This window comes from Corallococcus aberystwythensis, from assembly GCF_003612165.1.
Taxonomy (GTDB): domain Bacteria; phylum Myxococcota; class Myxococcia; order Myxococcales; family Myxococcaceae; genus Corallococcus; species Corallococcus aberystwythensis.
The window spans coordinates 1-14022 of the sequence record NZ_RAWK01000259.1; the positions used below are offsets into that span (position 1 = coordinate 1).

The window sequence follows — 14022 nt, forward strand, 5'->3', positions numbered from 1 at the left end:
GCTGCCCCGTGCGCGCCTTCACCCAGCCGACCACCGCGTGCACGTCCTGGACGACCTCGTGCGAACCCACCAGCGGCCGGCCCTTCGCGGGCGTGCTCATGGCCAACGGCCGCGTGGAGCCGCCATAGCCGCGAGCATCCAGCAGGTACACCGCGTGCCCCGCGCGAGCGAGCTCCGCCGCGAGTGAGCCGCCCTCCACGGGCAGGTCGAACGAGGCCCGCCCCGGCACCCGCGCGCCGTGCAACAGGATGAGCGGCGGAAGGTTCGCCACCTGCATGCCGGTGTCCTTCACCTCGCGGACGGACACCTCGATGCCCTCCTCCGACGGCACCAGGAACTCCGCGCGCGTCACCTCCGCCCGCGCGCCCGCCCCGAACAACGCGCCCAGCATCACCAGGGTCCGGACCACCGCCGCGCCTTCGCGTTGCATGCCCACCTTGCCCTCCCGCTTCTTCCGTCCGCCGCGCGCGATCCTGCCAGGAGCCCCGCGCGGGCACACCTCCCCGTGCAACTCTTGCCGTCCGTGCAAGCCTTGCCGGGCCCCAGGCCCCCCGGACACGCAAGGCTTGCCGTCCCTCGCGGGCCTCCTCCGGCACGCCCCCTGGGACGCGGTGTTGGCATCCCTGTTGCTCATGCTCCGTCACGTTCCCCGCTGGCGACCCGGCCGGGACGAACCCCGGCCAGCAGGACGCACCGCTGGCATTCCTTGAACGACGAACGGAGAAACGACATGCACACGAATCACTTCGCGCGGAAGCTGTTCCTGGCGGCGCCCCTGTGCCTCTTCGCGGTGGGCTGCGGTGGCGACCCGATGATGGACGAGGCCATGGCCGGCGAGGCCGCGGCGGGCGAGGCCGTCACCGAGACCGCCGCCCCGGCAGTTCCGGAGGACGCGTCCCTGGGCACGAGCGAGCAGGCCATCGGCCTGGGTGGGACCTACTGGTGGGGCACCGCCGCCAACGGCCTCACGTCCACGGCCATCGGGACGGCCACGAACCGGACCTGCTTCCTGTCCGGCATCCAGGGCAACCTGAAGGGCACCAGTTGGGCCGGCGCGGGCGTGTTCCAGTACGCCGGCAACTGGGAGATCTTCGTCAACCACTCCAACAGCAAGGCGCTGAGCACGGGCGTCCAGTGCATCAACACCGCCACCAACCGGACCCCGGAAATGTCCTGGTACGACGGCCAGGCGGCGAAGCTGCTGGGCGCGGTGACGGCGGACCGCCGCTGCTTCCTCACGCAGGTGGAGGCGGCCGGCGGCTTCACGGCCAACGCCGACTACGCCCGCGTCTGGAATGACGGCTACAACTGGTACCTGGGCGGCAACCTGGGCGCGTCCGGTGGCGCGCGCGCCATCTGCGTGGACGTTCCCTCGGATGCGGGCGGCTGGCTGTGGATCGCGGGCAACCCGGGCACCTTCACGCACAACATGGCCTACAACCCTGGCGGCGTGGCCTGCATGCTGTCCGGCATCGGCGGCAACTTCAGCACCAGCAACTACAGCGACGGCGTGTCCATCGACTACAACAGCGGCACCCGCTACTGGGAGATGACCGTCTCCAACAGCAAGCGCGGCTGGGGCAACTGCGTCAAGTAGCCCCGCGGCCCTGCGAAGCAACTGTCCGTTTCGCGCGGGGTGGAGGGGGCCCGTCGCGAAACGGATGGCGCATCGCCAGCGTGTGTGGTGTCACTTCCGGCCCGGGCGCGAAGCACCGCCTGCTCTGGAGGTCACGCACGCCATGCAAGACGTTGACATCAAGACCGCGGATGGAGTGATGGACGCGAAGCTGTTCCAGCCGGAAGGCTCGGGACCGTGGCCCGCGGTCATCATGATTCCGGATGCCTTTGGCATCCGGCCCGTCTTCGAGGACATGGCCCGGCGCCTGTCGAAGTCCGGCTACGTCGTGCTGCTGCCCAACGTGTTCTACCGGGAAGCCCCCGCGTCGAAGCTGGAGCTTAAGGGCACCTTCCATGACGAGGTGTTCCGAAAGCGCATCTACGCCCTCATCGGCACGCTGACGCCGGACCGGCTGAAGGCGGACGCGGGCGCGGAGCTGGACTTCCTCTTCCGCCAGCCCTCCGTGAAGGGCCCCAGGGCGGGCGTGGCCGGCTACTGCTTCAGCGGCGGCATCGCCGTGCGCATGGGCGCGGACTTCCCGGACCGCATCGGCGCGGTGGCGTCGTCCCACGGCGGACGCCTGGCCACGGACTCGCCGGACAGCCCCCACCGCCTGGTGAACCAGGTGAAGGCGGAGCTGTACTTCGGCCACGCGGACCAGGACAACTCCATGCCCGCGGACGCCATCCGCACGCTGGAGGCGGCGCTGAAGGACGCGGGCGTGAAGTACCGCTCGGAGCTCTACCCCGGCGCGCAGCACGGCTACTCGGTGCCGGGCACGCCCCAGTTCAACGCGGAGGTCGCGGAGACGCACTGGACCCGGCTCGAGGACCTGTTCAGCCGCACGCTGAAGGCCTGAGCCCCAGCCCGATGTCCGCGATGCGCCAGCGGTTGCTCTCCATCTTCGGCGGCTCGGTGGGCAACCTCATCGAGTGGTACGACTTCTACGTCTACTCGGCGTTCTCGCTGTACTTCGCGCCGGCGTTCTTCCCGGACGCGGATCCGGTGGTCCAGCAGCTCAACACCGCCGGCGTGTTCGCGCTGGGCTTCCTCATCCGGCCGGTGGGCGGCTGGCTGATGGGGCTCTACGCGGACCTCCAGGGCCGCAGGTCCGCGCTGACATTGTCCGTCACCCTGATGTGCCTGGGCTCGCTGGTCATCGCCGTGTGCCCCACGTACGCGCGCATCGGCGTGACGGCGCCCATCGTGCTGATTCTCGCGCGGCTGCTCCAGGGCCTCTCCCTGGGCGGCGAGTACGGCACCAGCGCCACCTATTTGAGCGAGGTGGCCACCTCCCGCCACCGGGGCTTCTACAGCTCCTTCCAGTACGTCACGCTCATCATGGGCCAGCTGCTGGCCACGCTGACGCTGCTGGTGTTGCAGCGGCTGGTGTTGACGGGCCCGCAGCTGGAGGCCTGGGGCTGGCGCATCCCGTTTGGCATTGGCGCGGCGCTGGCCATCTTCGGCTTCTACATGCGGCGCAACATGGTGGAGACGGAGGCCTTCACCCGCGAGGCCGCGAAGCCGTCCGGGCACCACCCCATGCGGGAGCTCTTGCGCCACCCGAAGGAGATCGCCGTCGTGGTGGGGCTCACCATGGGCGGGACGTTGGCCTTCTACACGTACACCGTCTACATGCAGAGATTCCTGGTGAACTCCGTGGGGCTGACGCGGGACCAGGCCACGCTCATCTCCGCGGGCTCGTTGTTTCTCTACATGCTGTTCCAGCCGGTGTTGGGCTTCGTCTCCGACAAGGTGGGGCGCAGGCCGGTGTTGATGGGGTTCGGCATCCTGGGGACGCTGTGCACCGTGCCGCTGCTCACCGCGCTGACGCGGACGAAGGACGCCTTCACCGCGTTCATGCTGGTGCTCGCCGCGCTGGTCATCCTGTCCGGCTACACGTCCATCAACGCGGTAGTGAAGGCGGAGCTGTTCCCCGCGCGCATCCGGGCGCTGGGCGTGGGGCTGCCCTACGCGCTGACGGTGTCCCTCTTCGGTGGCACCGCGGAGTACGTGGGCACGCGCCTGAAGCTGGCCGGGCATGAGGCGTGGTTCTTCTGGTACGTCACGGCCTGCATCTTCTGCTCGCTGCTCGTCTACACCGTGATGCCGGACACCCAGCGACACAGCCGCATCGACGCCGTCTCCGACACCGCGCTCTGAGTCACTGGACGCGGGTGGCCTTCAGGTCGCACAGGGGCCGCCAGCGCTGGCCGTCATCCGACTGCTCCCAGTGGATGTCCATGGCGTGGTTGCCGCCGCCGAAGGTGACTGTCACGCGCTCGTGCGGGCCGGCGAAGAACCAGACGCCGTCCTGCTGCTCGCCGCCCTCGTAGACGCGCGCGTAGCCCATGTTGTCGAACTGGTGCATCCGGTAGCGCTGCGTCACCGGGTCGAAGCCGAGGATGCGCGTGCTCTCCAGGCGCTCATTCCCGAAGCGCATTACCCCGCGGTGACCCAGGAAGAACCCACCGGGCAGCCAGGCGTAGTGCTCCTCCGCCGTGGCCTGTGCGCCGACATGGGGCCCGGAGGCCTCGCCCAGCACGCCTTCCGCCCTCCATTCTCCAGCGAAGACCTCCAGCCGTTGCTGCTCGGGCCCCAGCCTGGGCACGGGCTCCTGCGTGGGTGGACGGTCCTCGCGCGACGGTTCCATGTGCATCAAGGTGAGGAGCCAGGAGCAGTGCGGCAACCTCCAGGCCCGCTTCTGACGCTGGGAGTCAGGAGGGGGGTGATTGGCGTCCGTGCGCGGCCGGGTGCGAGGATGACGCTCCGCCCACCATGCGCACCGCCACCGCCCGTCCCCTCCCCGAGGCCGTCGTTCCCGAGGCCCCTGTCGTCCCGTTCGTCCAGCCCGCGGCCCGGCTCATGGCCCACGCCGCGGCCTGGCTGATGCTGGTGGGCCTGCTCACCGGCGGCTACGTCTCCGCGGCGATGACGGGCAAGGTGCCGGCGGATCCGCACATGGCGCTCGCCGCGCACCTGAACGCGCTGATGGGCACGTTCTTCCTCCTGGGCGTCGCGTGGACGCTGCCCATGCTGCGCTATGGCCCCGTGGGGCAGCGGCGGCTGGCCTGGGCGGTCATCGTCGCCAACTGGGCCAACTGGGGCATCACCTGCGTGAAGGCGTGGCTGCGCGTGTCCGGCGTGGACCTCATCGGGCAGCCCGTGAACGACGCCGTGTTCGGCGCGCTCACCCTGTCCGTGGTGCTGCCCGCGCTCATCGCCGCCGGCGCATGGGTGTATGGCTTCCGCCGCGCCGGGGCGCGCTGACCTCGGAAGGCCGTGTGGCGACCAAGAGCCTCCGGACCCTGAGCCTTCGGGTGGTAGCCACCCTCGCGCTGGCAGGCGCGGGCTGTAGCAGTAGCGGGCACACCAGTGCCAATAATGCCCAGCCCAGCACCACCGCGGTGTACCTGGCCCAGGCGCAGTGCGGCCCCCAGGACTCCACCATCAGCTGCTGTGTGAAGACATACCCGGGCAACCCTGCTCGCTGTGGGGCGACGGAGCTGGAGGCGGAAGACATCCTCCTCTTCGCCAGGGCCGCCGAGGAGCTCTCCCGGGATCTTCCGGAGTGGAAGCGAGCCTGCCTGGAGACGTACGTGCAATGTCAGGAGGACCACTGGACGGGGTCCTGCTACGACTGCTTCCGGTACTGCGAAGGACAGCAGGGCGACTGGCCCCGCGACAAGTGCCGGAAAAGAAAGGGCCGGCATTGAGCATGTCCGAGGACATCGACTGGGACCCGGTGCGGCAGCTGGCCTCACGCGTGGAGGCGGGCGAGCCCCTGGTGCTCACCCCGGCCGTGCGCGACCTGCTGCTGCGCACGGCCCGGCAGGTGGCCATCCCTGAGCCCGACGCGCAGGCCGCCGTCCAGAACGCAGCCACCGCGACCGCGCTGCTCCGTGAGGCGCGAGGACGGATCCGCGACGGTTCCATCAGGCTGAACATCACGGAGATGCGGGCGAGGGACCTCGCGCGAGCAGGCGACAAGGCCGGAGCGCGGAAGCTGCTGGAAGACCTGCTCGCCGTAGAGGCGGTGCCGCTCTACCGCGAGCTGGCGGAGATTGCGCTGGAAGACCTGGACGACGCTGAAGGCTGACCTCAGAAGGCCGTGTGGCGACCAAGAGCCTCCGGACCCTGAGCCTTCGGGTGGTAGCCACGCTCGCGCTGGCAGGCGCGGGCTGTAGCAGTAGCGGGCACACCAGTGCCAATAATGCCCAGCCCAGCACCACCGCGGTGTACCTGGCCCAGGCGCAGTGCGGCCCCCAGGACTCCACCATCAGCTGCTGTGTGAAGACACACCCGGGCAACCCTGCTCGCTGTGGGGCTACGGAGCTGGAGGCGGAAGACATCCTCCTCTTCGCCAGGGCCGCCGAGGAGCTCTCGCGCGACCTTCCGGAGTGGAAGCGGAATTGCCTGGAGACGTACGTGCAATGTCAGGAGGACCACTGGACGGGGTCCTGCTACGACTGCTTCAGGTAGTACTGCGAGGGACAGAGGGGCGAGTGGCCGGACGACAGGTGCCGTCCGAAGAGGAAGAGGCGCTGAGCATGTCCGAGGACGTCAACTGGGATGAAGTGCGCGCTCTCGCCGCCCGCGTAGAGGCGGGCGAGGCATTGGTGCTCACTCCGGATGTGCGTGAGTTGCTGCTGCGCACGGCGCGCGAGGTGGCCATTCCCGACGCCGACGCACAGGCAGCCCTCCAGGACATCACCACCGCGACGGCCCTGCTCCGCGAGGAGCGCGGACGGATCCGCGACGGCTCGATGCGGATGATGTCGGCGAGGTCCGAAGCCCGAAAACTTCGGCAGGCGGGAGACATCGCTGGCGCCCGGCGGGTGATGGAAGACCTGCTCGCCGTAGAGATCGTGCCGCTCTACCGCGAGCTGGCGGAGATAGCGCTGGAGGACCTGGACGACGCTGAAGGCTGACCTCAGAAGGCCGTGCGGGTGAGCGCGATGTCCGCGTTCGCCCAGGCCGTCTCGAAGCGCTGACGCGCGGCGGAGGCTTCGGCCGTCCGGCCCTGCCCCTTCAGCGACTGCGTGAGCCCGAAGAGCGCCCAGCCGTTGCCGGGGTTGCGGCGCAGGTCCTCCCGGTAGACGGCCTCCGCGGCCCGGTACTGCTTCGCGTCCAGCAGCGCCGCGCCCTGGTAGTGACGCACGGGATAGAACCAGTCGTTGGGCTCCGAGTACGCCAGCTCGTCCGCGGCGCGCACCGCGTCGTCCCAGCGTGACAGCGTGTCGGAGCAGCCCTGACGCTCGGCGATGGAGGCGTCGAGCACACGGGCCGCCACGTCCAGCACGCCCTTCGCCGAGTTGTTTCCGGCGGTCAGGGTGTCCGGAACGCTCGCAGCCAGCTTCACCAACTCCTCGTGCTCCTCGCGCGCCTGCTTGAACTCACCCTTCGCGGCGAGCGCGAGCCCGTGCGCGTGCAGCCACATCCCCGTCAGCACCGGGTACTTCGCGTCCGGCCGGGGCTCCTTGAGCAGGTCATCGAAACGGCCGAAGCGCACCATCGCGAGCAGCGGCTCCGAAACGAAGAAGTCCATGCCGGGCATCGCCGACAGCATCTCCGGCGGGAGCACGCCCGAGGACTCGCGCGCGGCGCGGATGGACTCCTCGCGCCGGCCCTCCATGGACGAGGAGAACGAGAGGAAGCCCCAGTTGTGGGCGAGGTACATCGGGTAGTACCCGATGGGCTCCACCTTGCGCAGATAGGCATTGTCCGCCTGGACGGCGCGGCGGTTGCTCTCCGAGGCGTCCGCGTACCGGCCCACCCGCTGATAGATGTGCGCCGGCATGTGCACGACATGGCCCGCTCCGGGCATCAGCCCCGGCAGCCGGTCCGCGGAGGGCAGCGCGCGCTCGGGGTGCTCCGAGGCCTCGATGGCGTGGATGTAATAGTGATTGGCGCCGGGATGATCAGGCGCGCGCGCGAGCACCGCCTCCAGCCGGGAGACAATCTCTCCCGTGCCCGGCTGCGGCTTGCCCTCCAGCGTCCACAGCTTCCACGGGTTCAGGTTCATCAGGGACTCGGCGAAGAGCACCTGCACGTCCATGTCGTCCGGGAAGCGCTTCGCCACGTCGCGCATGGCGTTGGCGTAGGCCTGGGAGAAGGGCTTCATCTGCTCGGGCGTGCGGGACTCCGGCCCGCCGTAGCGCCGGGACAGCGCGCCGATGAGCGCCTGCTCCTTGGGAGTCACCGTGGGGGCGAGCGCCTGGGCCCGTTGCAGGGCCGTCCATGCGGTCGCGGCCCGGTCCGGCAGCATGGGCACGTTGTAGTTGGGCCCCAGCACCAGCGCGGTGCCCCAGAAGCACATGGCGCAGGACGGATCCAACTGCGCGGCGCGGGCGAACGAGCGCGCGGCCTCGTCATGGTTGAAGGCATACGTCAGCCGCAGGCCCTGGTCGAAGAAGGCCTGCGCTTCAGGCGACCGCGTCGTCACCTTGCGCTGGTAGTCCCCCAGGTCGTCGAAGAGGACGGCCCCCTGGGCGAGCGACGTCAGGCTCGAAAGCGCGGACGGGTTGCCATGCGCCCCGTGAGCAGCCGCGCCTGCTTCCGGTGGGCTGGCGTCCTGGGCCCTGGCGAACACGCCGGGCGCCATCAAGGACGGAATGAGGATGAACAGGAGTTGCGCGCGCATGAGGCCCCCCCGGCCTGCGGTCTCCCAGCAACGGTGGGGGGACTTCGTGCGCGCGGCAATCCGCCCGGGCGGGGTGTCAATCCAACGATGAACCCCCTGCCCGGGACGCGTCCTGCCCCGAAGCGCCTACTTCTCCAGGTCGCCGACAATCTTCCCGAGCGGCGACGGGGTGCCCATGAGCTTCTGGAACCGGCCGCGGTCATCCGAGCCCGCGTCGAAGTTCTCGAAGTTCGCCTGGTTGCTGTTCGCGCCGGGCCGGAAGCCGGAGTAGTCCTGGCGCGCGGGCAGCCCGTGCTCGGCGCGGATGGCGTTCTCCGTGGGGGCATTGGGCATGCGCGGCGTGGGGCGCAGGCCCACGGTCTCGAACTCCTCCCGCAGCTGCAGGCGCGTCTCCACGGTGTCCTTCATCGCGCCCGAGTGGCTGGGGTAGCGCTTGAAGACATCCGCGTCCGCGTGCTTGCTGGCGGCCAGGGGGCTCACCTGCACGCCATTGGCGGCGCGCCAGGCGTGCACGGACTCGTGGCCCAGGCTGTTGAAGCGCTGGCCGGGGTCCTGCTCGTTGTAGTTGATGCGGCTGGCCTGGCCCGCGCTGGCCTGGCCGTCGTAGCGGTACGCCGGACGCAGCGACTGGAGCGTGCCGTCGTGGCGCGGGCGGTGCGACATGGGCATGGACTCATTGCGGCCGGAGTAGATGTCCGCCACCGTCAGCGGCTTCTGCGCGGTGCCCGTCGCGCCGGGGTTCAAGTGCGGCGTGCGGCCGTTGAGGTCCGTCAGCATCTGGTTGCCCACGGGACGGCTCATCAGCTTGTGCGTGGAGTTGCGCGCGTCCTGCGTGAAGTCCGCGAAGTCCGCGCCGGACTGCTTGCTGTCACGGCGGGTCCGGATGCCCGACAGGTCCGGGTGCACCACGCCGTGGTCCGCGGGCTTGAGGTTGTTCTTGCCGGCCTGCAGCTCCGTGGCCGTGGGCGCCTTCGGCTTCGACACCGTCTCCAGCTTCGGGGGCGCGCTGGGGCTGCGCGTGCGGGAGCCAGAGGACAGGGACGGCGCGGAGAAGGAGGAGGAGCGCAGCTTCATGGAGGGCCTCGGATGCGGATGACGTGTGCCCCTCCCTAGAGCAACCGTCGTGCCGTCCCGGGGACACATGCATCCCTCGTGATTCCGGGAGGTTGCCCGGGCCCTGGGCCTGTTCCTGATGACTGGCGTCGGGTGCCTGATGTCTGCCGTCACCAGGGGCTCGGCCTGGGTCGGGACAGCGGTGTTGAATGGGGTTTCCCAGGAAATCCCCCTGCACTGCCGCGGGGCCCCCCCTGGGAGGAAAGAGCACCGCCGTCATGTCCTCGCCCCGCCGAAGCCTGTCCTGGAGCGTCGCCGTCCTGCTGTCCTTCGCGGCCACCCTGTCCTTCGCGGAGCCGTCCGCGCCGACCCTGGAAATGGCCGGGCAGGCGGTGTGCGCGGCCACGGAATCCGACGAGGCCCTGTCCTCCGAGCCCACGTCCGAAGAGGCCGCGGGCCTCGTCTGTTTCGCCGTCCGGTGCTCCTCCGAGGACGACTGCTGGAACGCGTGTCCCAATGCGCGCTCCGTGGCGTGTACGCGCACCGTCTGCTCCTACCAGCTCCCGGGTGGTGGCGGCGGGGGTGGCCCGACGTGCCCGTCCACCCGCTGCATCGACGACTCGGATTGCGTCTGCGGCACCGCGCAGGGGTATTGCAACAACCGCGCGTGTGCCTATTAGAAGCTCATCGCGATGAGGGGGATGGAAGGGCGGGGCTGCCACTGCCGCGAGCGCATCCCGTCGCGGCGGGCCTGGAGGTCCCGCAGTTCCGTCTCCAGCTGGGTCTTCTCCTGGACGAGCGCGTCGCGCCGGGCCTTGTTCTCCCGCGCGATGCGCCCTCCCCGGCTGAAGCCCGTGACGATCATGACCACGCCCACGACACCGACGACCGTCAGGGGCACGCCAAGGAGGAGTCTCAGTTCCCGGTCCGTCCCGGTCTCCATCAAGCCGTCAATGATCAGCGGAACGCCGAGGAGCAGTGCCGCGGCCATGATGAAGCCAAAGGTCGTCATGACCTTCGAGCTGCGGGGACGACCCAGCCGGATGCCGTCGATCTCCTCCTGGAGCAGGCCCACCCGCTGCGTCAGCTCCTGGATGCGCGCGTCCAGGCCGCCGTCCGGGAAGGCGGTCGCGGGGGAGGGAACCTCCTCCTCCGCACCGGCCGCCGGAGCCTGCGCCACCAGCAGCCGCGCGGAGTGCGCGGGTCCCTCATCCGGCGTCAGCAGCGACAACGAGGAGGACGCGGGCGCGGAGGACAGCAGCACGGCGGCGAGCAGCGACAGCATGAGGGCACTCCTTCCGAGGACGGCTGGGCGCACGACACTAGCACCCACGCCTTCCCCGGAAGGTCCGCCCTGCCCCGCCCGTCCTGAGGGCTCAGCGCGTCTTGGCCTTGGCGCGCTTCACCTTGTTGGCCTGCTTGCCCAGGGCGGTGCGGGTGCTCTTGGGCAGCTTCTTCAGCGTGCCCTTCCGCTTCGCCGCGGTCGCGGCCTTCTTGATGTTCTTGCGCCCGGCCGCGCGTTGCTTGCTCGTCGCCATGGAGAGCCTCCTCGCAGGTGTTGCCGTGAAGGTCCGTCTCGCCGCCCCCTTCGGCAATGCGCCCGCCGCGTCCGCCCGCCTTGAGGGGTAGACGGACGGGCGGCACTCCACGCTGGCTATAGTCCAACGCCCGATGAAGAAAGCTCGCGCCGCGCACCTCACCCTCGATGACTTCCTTCCCTATCGCCTGTCGGTCGCGGACAACGTGGTGAGTCAACGCATCGCCCGTGTGTACGCGGCCGAGGACGGCCTCTCCACGCAGGAGTGGCGCCTCATCGCCGTGCTGGGCGAGGACGGCGAGCGCTCGCAGCTGGAGCTCGTCCGGCGCACGCGGATGGACAAGGTCCCCGTGAGCCGTGCCGCGCGCTCGCTGGAGGAGCGCGGGTTGGTGCGGCGCGCCACGAGCCAGAGCGATGCCCGTTCGCGGCGCCTGACGCTGACTGCCTCGGGCCGCAGGCTCTACCAGCGGGTGGCCCCCGCCGCGCTCGAAGCGGAGGCGGAGGTGCTCGCGGAGCTGTCATCCTCCGAACGCGCGGTGCTGCGCTCGCTCCTGGAGCGTGTGGAACGCGCCGCCATCCGGGCCCTCAAGCCCGGCCCCTGAGCCTTGCCGCGTTGGTTACATCTGTTACTATTTCAGGTGCCATGGAAAACGTCCGCCACCTGACAGGCTTTGGGAATGAGCACGCATCGGAAGCTGTCGCCGGTGCGCTCCCCGTGGGCCAGAACACGCCCCAGCGCGTCGCCTTCGGCCTCTACGCCGAGCAGCTCTCCGGCACCGCGTTCACCGCGCCGCGCGGCGTGAACCGGCGCACGTGGCTCTACCGGCTGCGGCCCAGCGCGGGCCACCCGGCGTACCGGCCCGTGGAGGCGCGCACGCTGCGCAGCGGACCGTTCCGGGAGGTGCCCCCGTCGCCCAACCGGCTGCGCTGGAGCCCGGCGCCCATGCCCACCGCGCCCACCACCTTCCTGGAGAGCCTCTTCACCCTGGGCGGCAACGGTTCTCCGGCCGAGGGCGCGGGCGCGGCGGTGCACCTCTACGCGGCGACGGCGTCCATGACGGACACGGCGTTCTTCAACGCGGACGGCGAGCTGCTCATCGTCCCGCAGTCGGGGACGCTGCGCATCGTCACGGAGCTGGGGGTGCTGGAGGTTCCGCCCGGTCACGTCGCGCTCATCCCGCGCGGCATGCGCATGCGGGTGGAGCTGCCCGGCGGTCCCGCGCGCGGCTACATCTGTGAGAACTACGGCGCGGCGTTCCGGCTGCCGGAGCTGGGGCCCATCGGCTCCAACGGCCTGGCGAACCCGCGCGACTTCGTGGCGCCGCATGCGGCGTATGAAGACGTGGAGCGCCCCACCCGCGTGGTGCAGAAATTCCAGGGGAACCTCTGGGAGACGACGCTGGACCACTCGCCGTTCAACGTCGTCGCGTGGCACGGCAACTACGTGCCGTACACGTACGACCTGGCGCGCTTCAACACCATCAACACGGTGAGCTTCGACCACCCGGATCCGTCCATCTTCACGGTGCTCACGTCGCCCAGTGACACGCCGGGAACGGCGAACTGCGACTTCGTCATCTTCCCGCCCCGGTGGATGGTGGCGGAGCACACCTTCCGGCCGCCCTGGTTCCACCGCAACGTGATGAGCGAGCTGATGGGCCTGGTGCACGGCGTCTACGACGCCAAGGCGGACGCGTTCCTGCCCGGCGGCGCGTCGCTCCACAACTGCATGAGCGCCCACGGCCCGGACCGCAAGACGTACGAGGCGGCCGTCGCCGCGGAGCTGACGCCGAAGAAGATCGACAACACGCTCGCGTTCATGTTCGAGACCCGCTGGGTCATCGCGCCCACGCGGCAGGCGATGGAGAGCCCCGCCCTCCAGGCGGACTACGACGCCTGCTGGGCGGACCTGCCCAAGGCGAAGCTGCCGTCCACGGGAGGCGGCCAACCATGAAGCTCGCCTCTCTGGACGTGGGACGGGACGGGCGGCTCGTCGTCGTGACGAAGGACCTCTCCCGGTACGCGGAGGCCTCCGCCATCGCGCCCACCCTCCAGGCCGCGCTGGATGACTGGGACCGCCACGCGCCGGACCTGCGCGCGCTGTCGGAGCGGCTGGAGCGCGGGGAGCTCAAGTCGGATCGCTTCAACCCCATCTGGTGCGCGGCGCCCCTGCCTCGCGCCTACCAGTGGGCGGACGGCTCCGCGTACGTGAACCACGTGGAGCTGGTGCGCAGGGCGCGCGGCGCGGAGCTGCCGCCGTCCTTCTGGACCGACCCCTTGATGTACCAGGGCGGCTCCGACGGCTTCCTGGGGCCGTGTCAGCCCATCCCGCTCGCCGACGAGGCGTGGGGCTGCGACATGGAGGGTGAGGTCGTGGTGGTGACGCGCGACGTGCCGCTGGGCGCCACGCGCGAACAGGCCCTGGGCGCTGTCGTGCTGGTGGGGCTGGTCAACGACGTGTCGCTGCGCAACCTGATTCCGGCGGAGCTGGCGAAGGGCTTCGGCTTCTTCCAGTCCAAGCCCGCGTCGGCGTTCTCGCCGGTGTTCGTCACGCCGGACGAGTTGGGAACAGCGTGGCGGGACGGCAAGCTGCACCGCCGCCTGGAGGTCTTCCTCGACGGCGAGCCCTTCGGCCGCGCGGACGCGGGCGTGGACATGACGTTCGACTTCGGCACGCTGGTGGCGCACGCGGCGAAGACGCGAACCCTCGGTGCGGGCACCATCGTGGGCTCCGGCACGGTGTCGAACCGGGGCCCGGACGGCGGTCCCGGCAAGCCCGTGAAGGACGGCGGCGCGGGCTACTCGTGCATCGCGGAGGTGCGCGTGGTGGAGACGCTCCGGGACGGCGCGCCGAAGACGCCCTTCCTCAAGCGAGGCAACCAGGTGCGCATCGAGATGCGGGACGACGCTGGCCGCAGCATCTTCGGAGCCATCGACCAGGTGGTCGGTGAAGCGGATGGCAAGTCCCCGGACCGCGCCTCGCATCGCGATGCGTGACGGCGGGTAGCCCGGGGCCTGGAGCGATGCGCGGTGGAGGGTGCCCCCGGTGAGCGTCAAGGTAGTTGTCGCGTGAGAGGGTTCAGCCGATGCGCTTCATCTCCTGCACTGCCGGGGTGAGGTTCGGAGAGGGGCCGAGACGGACAGGGCCCATCGGCGTCCAGTCGCGCGTGT

18 protein-coding genes are annotated in these 14022 nt (G+C 70.1%); 12 read left to right on the forward strand and 6 right to left on the reverse strand.

Annotated features, from left to right (window positions below; all coding sequences use genetic code 11):
* Positions 1 to 430, reverse strand: a 430-nt coding sequence (locus tag D7W81_RS32545) for an alpha/beta fold hydrolase (protein WP_167508129.1), incomplete at its 3' end; no start/stop codon positions are given.
* A gap of 300 nt (positions 431 to 730) precedes the next feature.
* Between D7W81_RS32545 and D7W81_RS32550 the strand changes: the two genes are divergently transcribed.
* The 3 genes from D7W81_RS32550 to D7W81_RS32560 all read left to right on the forward strand — a co-directional run bounded on the left by D7W81_RS32550 (position 731) and on the right by D7W81_RS32560 (position 3781).
* Positions 731 to 1597: a hypothetical protein gene (locus D7W81_RS32550; RefSeq protein WP_120559300.1), complete on the forward strand. Its 867-nt coding sequence runs from the start codon at positions 731 to 733 to the stop codon at positions 1595 to 1597.
* 142 nt (positions 1598 to 1739) lie between these two features.
* Positions 1740 to 2477: a dienelactone hydrolase family protein gene (locus D7W81_RS32555; RefSeq protein ID WP_120559301.1), complete on the forward strand. Its 738-nt coding sequence runs from the start codon at positions 1740 to 1742 to the stop codon at positions 2475 to 2477.
* 11 nt (positions 2478 to 2488) lie between these two features.
* Complete coding sequence (locus D7W81_RS32560) at positions 2489 to 3781, forward strand: MFS transporter (RefSeq protein WP_120559302.1); 1293 nt, start codon at positions 2489 to 2491, stop codon at positions 3779 to 3781.
* 1 nt (position 3782) lies between these two features.
* Here D7W81_RS32560 and D7W81_RS32565 read toward each other — a convergent pair whose 3' ends face one another.
* Complete coding sequence (locus D7W81_RS32565) at positions 3783 to 4271, reverse strand: DUF1579 family protein (protein ID WP_158621741.1); 489 nt, start codon at positions 4269 to 4271, stop codon at positions 3783 to 3785.
* A gap of 125 nt (positions 4272 to 4396) precedes the next feature.
* Here D7W81_RS32565 and D7W81_RS32570 point away from each other — a divergent pair, with 125 nt between their 5' ends.
* The 5 genes from D7W81_RS32570 to D7W81_RS32590 all read left to right on the forward strand — a co-directional run bounded on the left by D7W81_RS32570 (position 4397) and on the right by D7W81_RS32590 (position 6549).
* The gene (locus D7W81_RS32570) at positions 4397 to 4888 is read left to right on the forward strand and encodes a styrene oxide isomerase (RefSeq protein ID WP_244227568.1); all 492 of its coding nucleotides are present in this window, start codon (positions 4397 to 4399) and stop codon (positions 4886 to 4888) included.
* 50 nt (positions 4889 to 4938) lie between these two features.
* Positions 4939 to 5334 (forward strand): hypothetical protein, encoded by a 396-nt coding sequence (locus D7W81_RS32575; protein WP_244227569.1) that lies wholly within the window; start codon positions 4939 to 4941, stop codon positions 5332 to 5334.
* A 2-nt stretch (positions 5335 to 5336) separates the two neighbouring features.
* Entirely contained in the window at positions 5337 to 5717 is a 381-nt protein-coding gene (locus tag D7W81_RS32580; protein ID WP_120559304.1) for a DUSAM domain-containing protein, read from the forward strand.
* Positions 5718 to 5731: 14 nt separating this feature from the next.
* Entirely contained in the window at positions 5732 to 6100 is a 369-nt protein-coding gene (locus D7W81_RS43780; RefSeq protein WP_244227571.1) for a hypothetical protein, read from the forward strand.
* A gap of 68 nt (positions 6101 to 6168) precedes the next feature.
* The gene (locus D7W81_RS32590; protein WP_120559305.1) at positions 6169 to 6549 is read left to right on the forward strand and encodes a DUSAM domain-containing protein; all 381 of its coding nucleotides are present in this window, start codon (positions 6169 to 6171) and stop codon (positions 6547 to 6549) included.
* A gap of 2 nt (positions 6550 to 6551) precedes the next feature.
* On the opposite strand, the gene D7W81_RS32595 is transcribed toward D7W81_RS32590, so the two are convergent.
* Together D7W81_RS32595 and D7W81_RS32600 are read right to left on the reverse strand one after the other, a co-directional pair.
* Complete coding sequence (locus D7W81_RS32595) at positions 6552 to 8261, reverse strand: tetratricopeptide repeat protein (protein WP_120559306.1); 1710 nt, start codon at positions 8259 to 8261, stop codon at positions 6552 to 6554.
* A 126-nt stretch (positions 8262 to 8387) separates the two neighbouring features.
* Positions 8388 to 9335 carry a type III secretion system effector protein gene (locus D7W81_RS32600; RefSeq protein ID WP_120559307.1) on the reverse strand — a complete coding sequence of 316 codons (948 nt, stop codon included), beginning with the start codon at positions 9333 to 9335 and terminating at the stop codon, positions 8388 to 8390.
* 257 nt (positions 9336 to 9592) lie between these two features.
* Here D7W81_RS32600 and D7W81_RS32605 point away from each other — a divergent pair, with 257 nt between their 5' ends.
* Positions 9593 to 9994: a hypothetical protein gene (locus D7W81_RS32605; protein WP_120559308.1), complete on the forward strand. Its 402-nt coding sequence runs from the start codon at positions 9593 to 9595 to the stop codon at positions 9992 to 9994.
* Here the strand turns inward: D7W81_RS32605 and D7W81_RS32610 are convergent.
* Entirely contained in the window at positions 9991 to 10599 is a 609-nt protein-coding gene (locus D7W81_RS32610; RefSeq protein ID WP_120559309.1) for a hypothetical protein, read from the reverse strand. The two genes, D7W81_RS32605 and D7W81_RS32610, sit on opposite strands and share 4 nt — an antisense overlap.
* A 91-nt stretch (positions 10600 to 10690) precedes the next feature.
* Positions 10691 to 10852, reverse strand: coding sequence for a hypothetical protein (locus D7W81_RS42580; protein ID WP_158621742.1), 162 nt, complete (start codon positions 10850 to 10852; stop codon positions 10691 to 10693).
* Positions 10853 to 10985: 133 nt separating this feature from the next.
* Between D7W81_RS42580 and D7W81_RS32615 the strand changes: the two genes are divergently transcribed.
* From D7W81_RS32615 to D7W81_RS32625, 3 genes are read left to right on the forward strand one after another with little or no spacing between them, the layout of a single operon-like run.
* Positions 10986 to 11453, forward strand: a complete 468-nt coding sequence (locus D7W81_RS32615; protein WP_120559310.1) for a MarR family winged helix-turn-helix transcriptional regulator — start codon at positions 10986 to 10988, stop codon at positions 11451 to 11453.
* 41 nt (positions 11454 to 11494) lie between these two features.
* The gene (gene hmgA, locus D7W81_RS32620) at positions 11495 to 12805 is read left to right on the forward strand and encodes a homogentisate 1,2-dioxygenase (RefSeq protein WP_120559311.1); all 1311 of its coding nucleotides are present in this window, start codon (positions 11495 to 11497) and stop codon (positions 12803 to 12805) included.
* Complete coding sequence (locus D7W81_RS32625) at positions 12802 to 13848, forward strand: fumarylacetoacetate hydrolase family protein (RefSeq protein WP_120559312.1); 1047 nt, start codon at positions 12802 to 12804, stop codon at positions 13846 to 13848. The genes hmgA and D7W81_RS32625 overlap by 4 nt, the downstream gene beginning before the upstream one ends.
* The last annotated feature ends 174 nt before the right edge of the window (positions 13849 to 14022 follow it).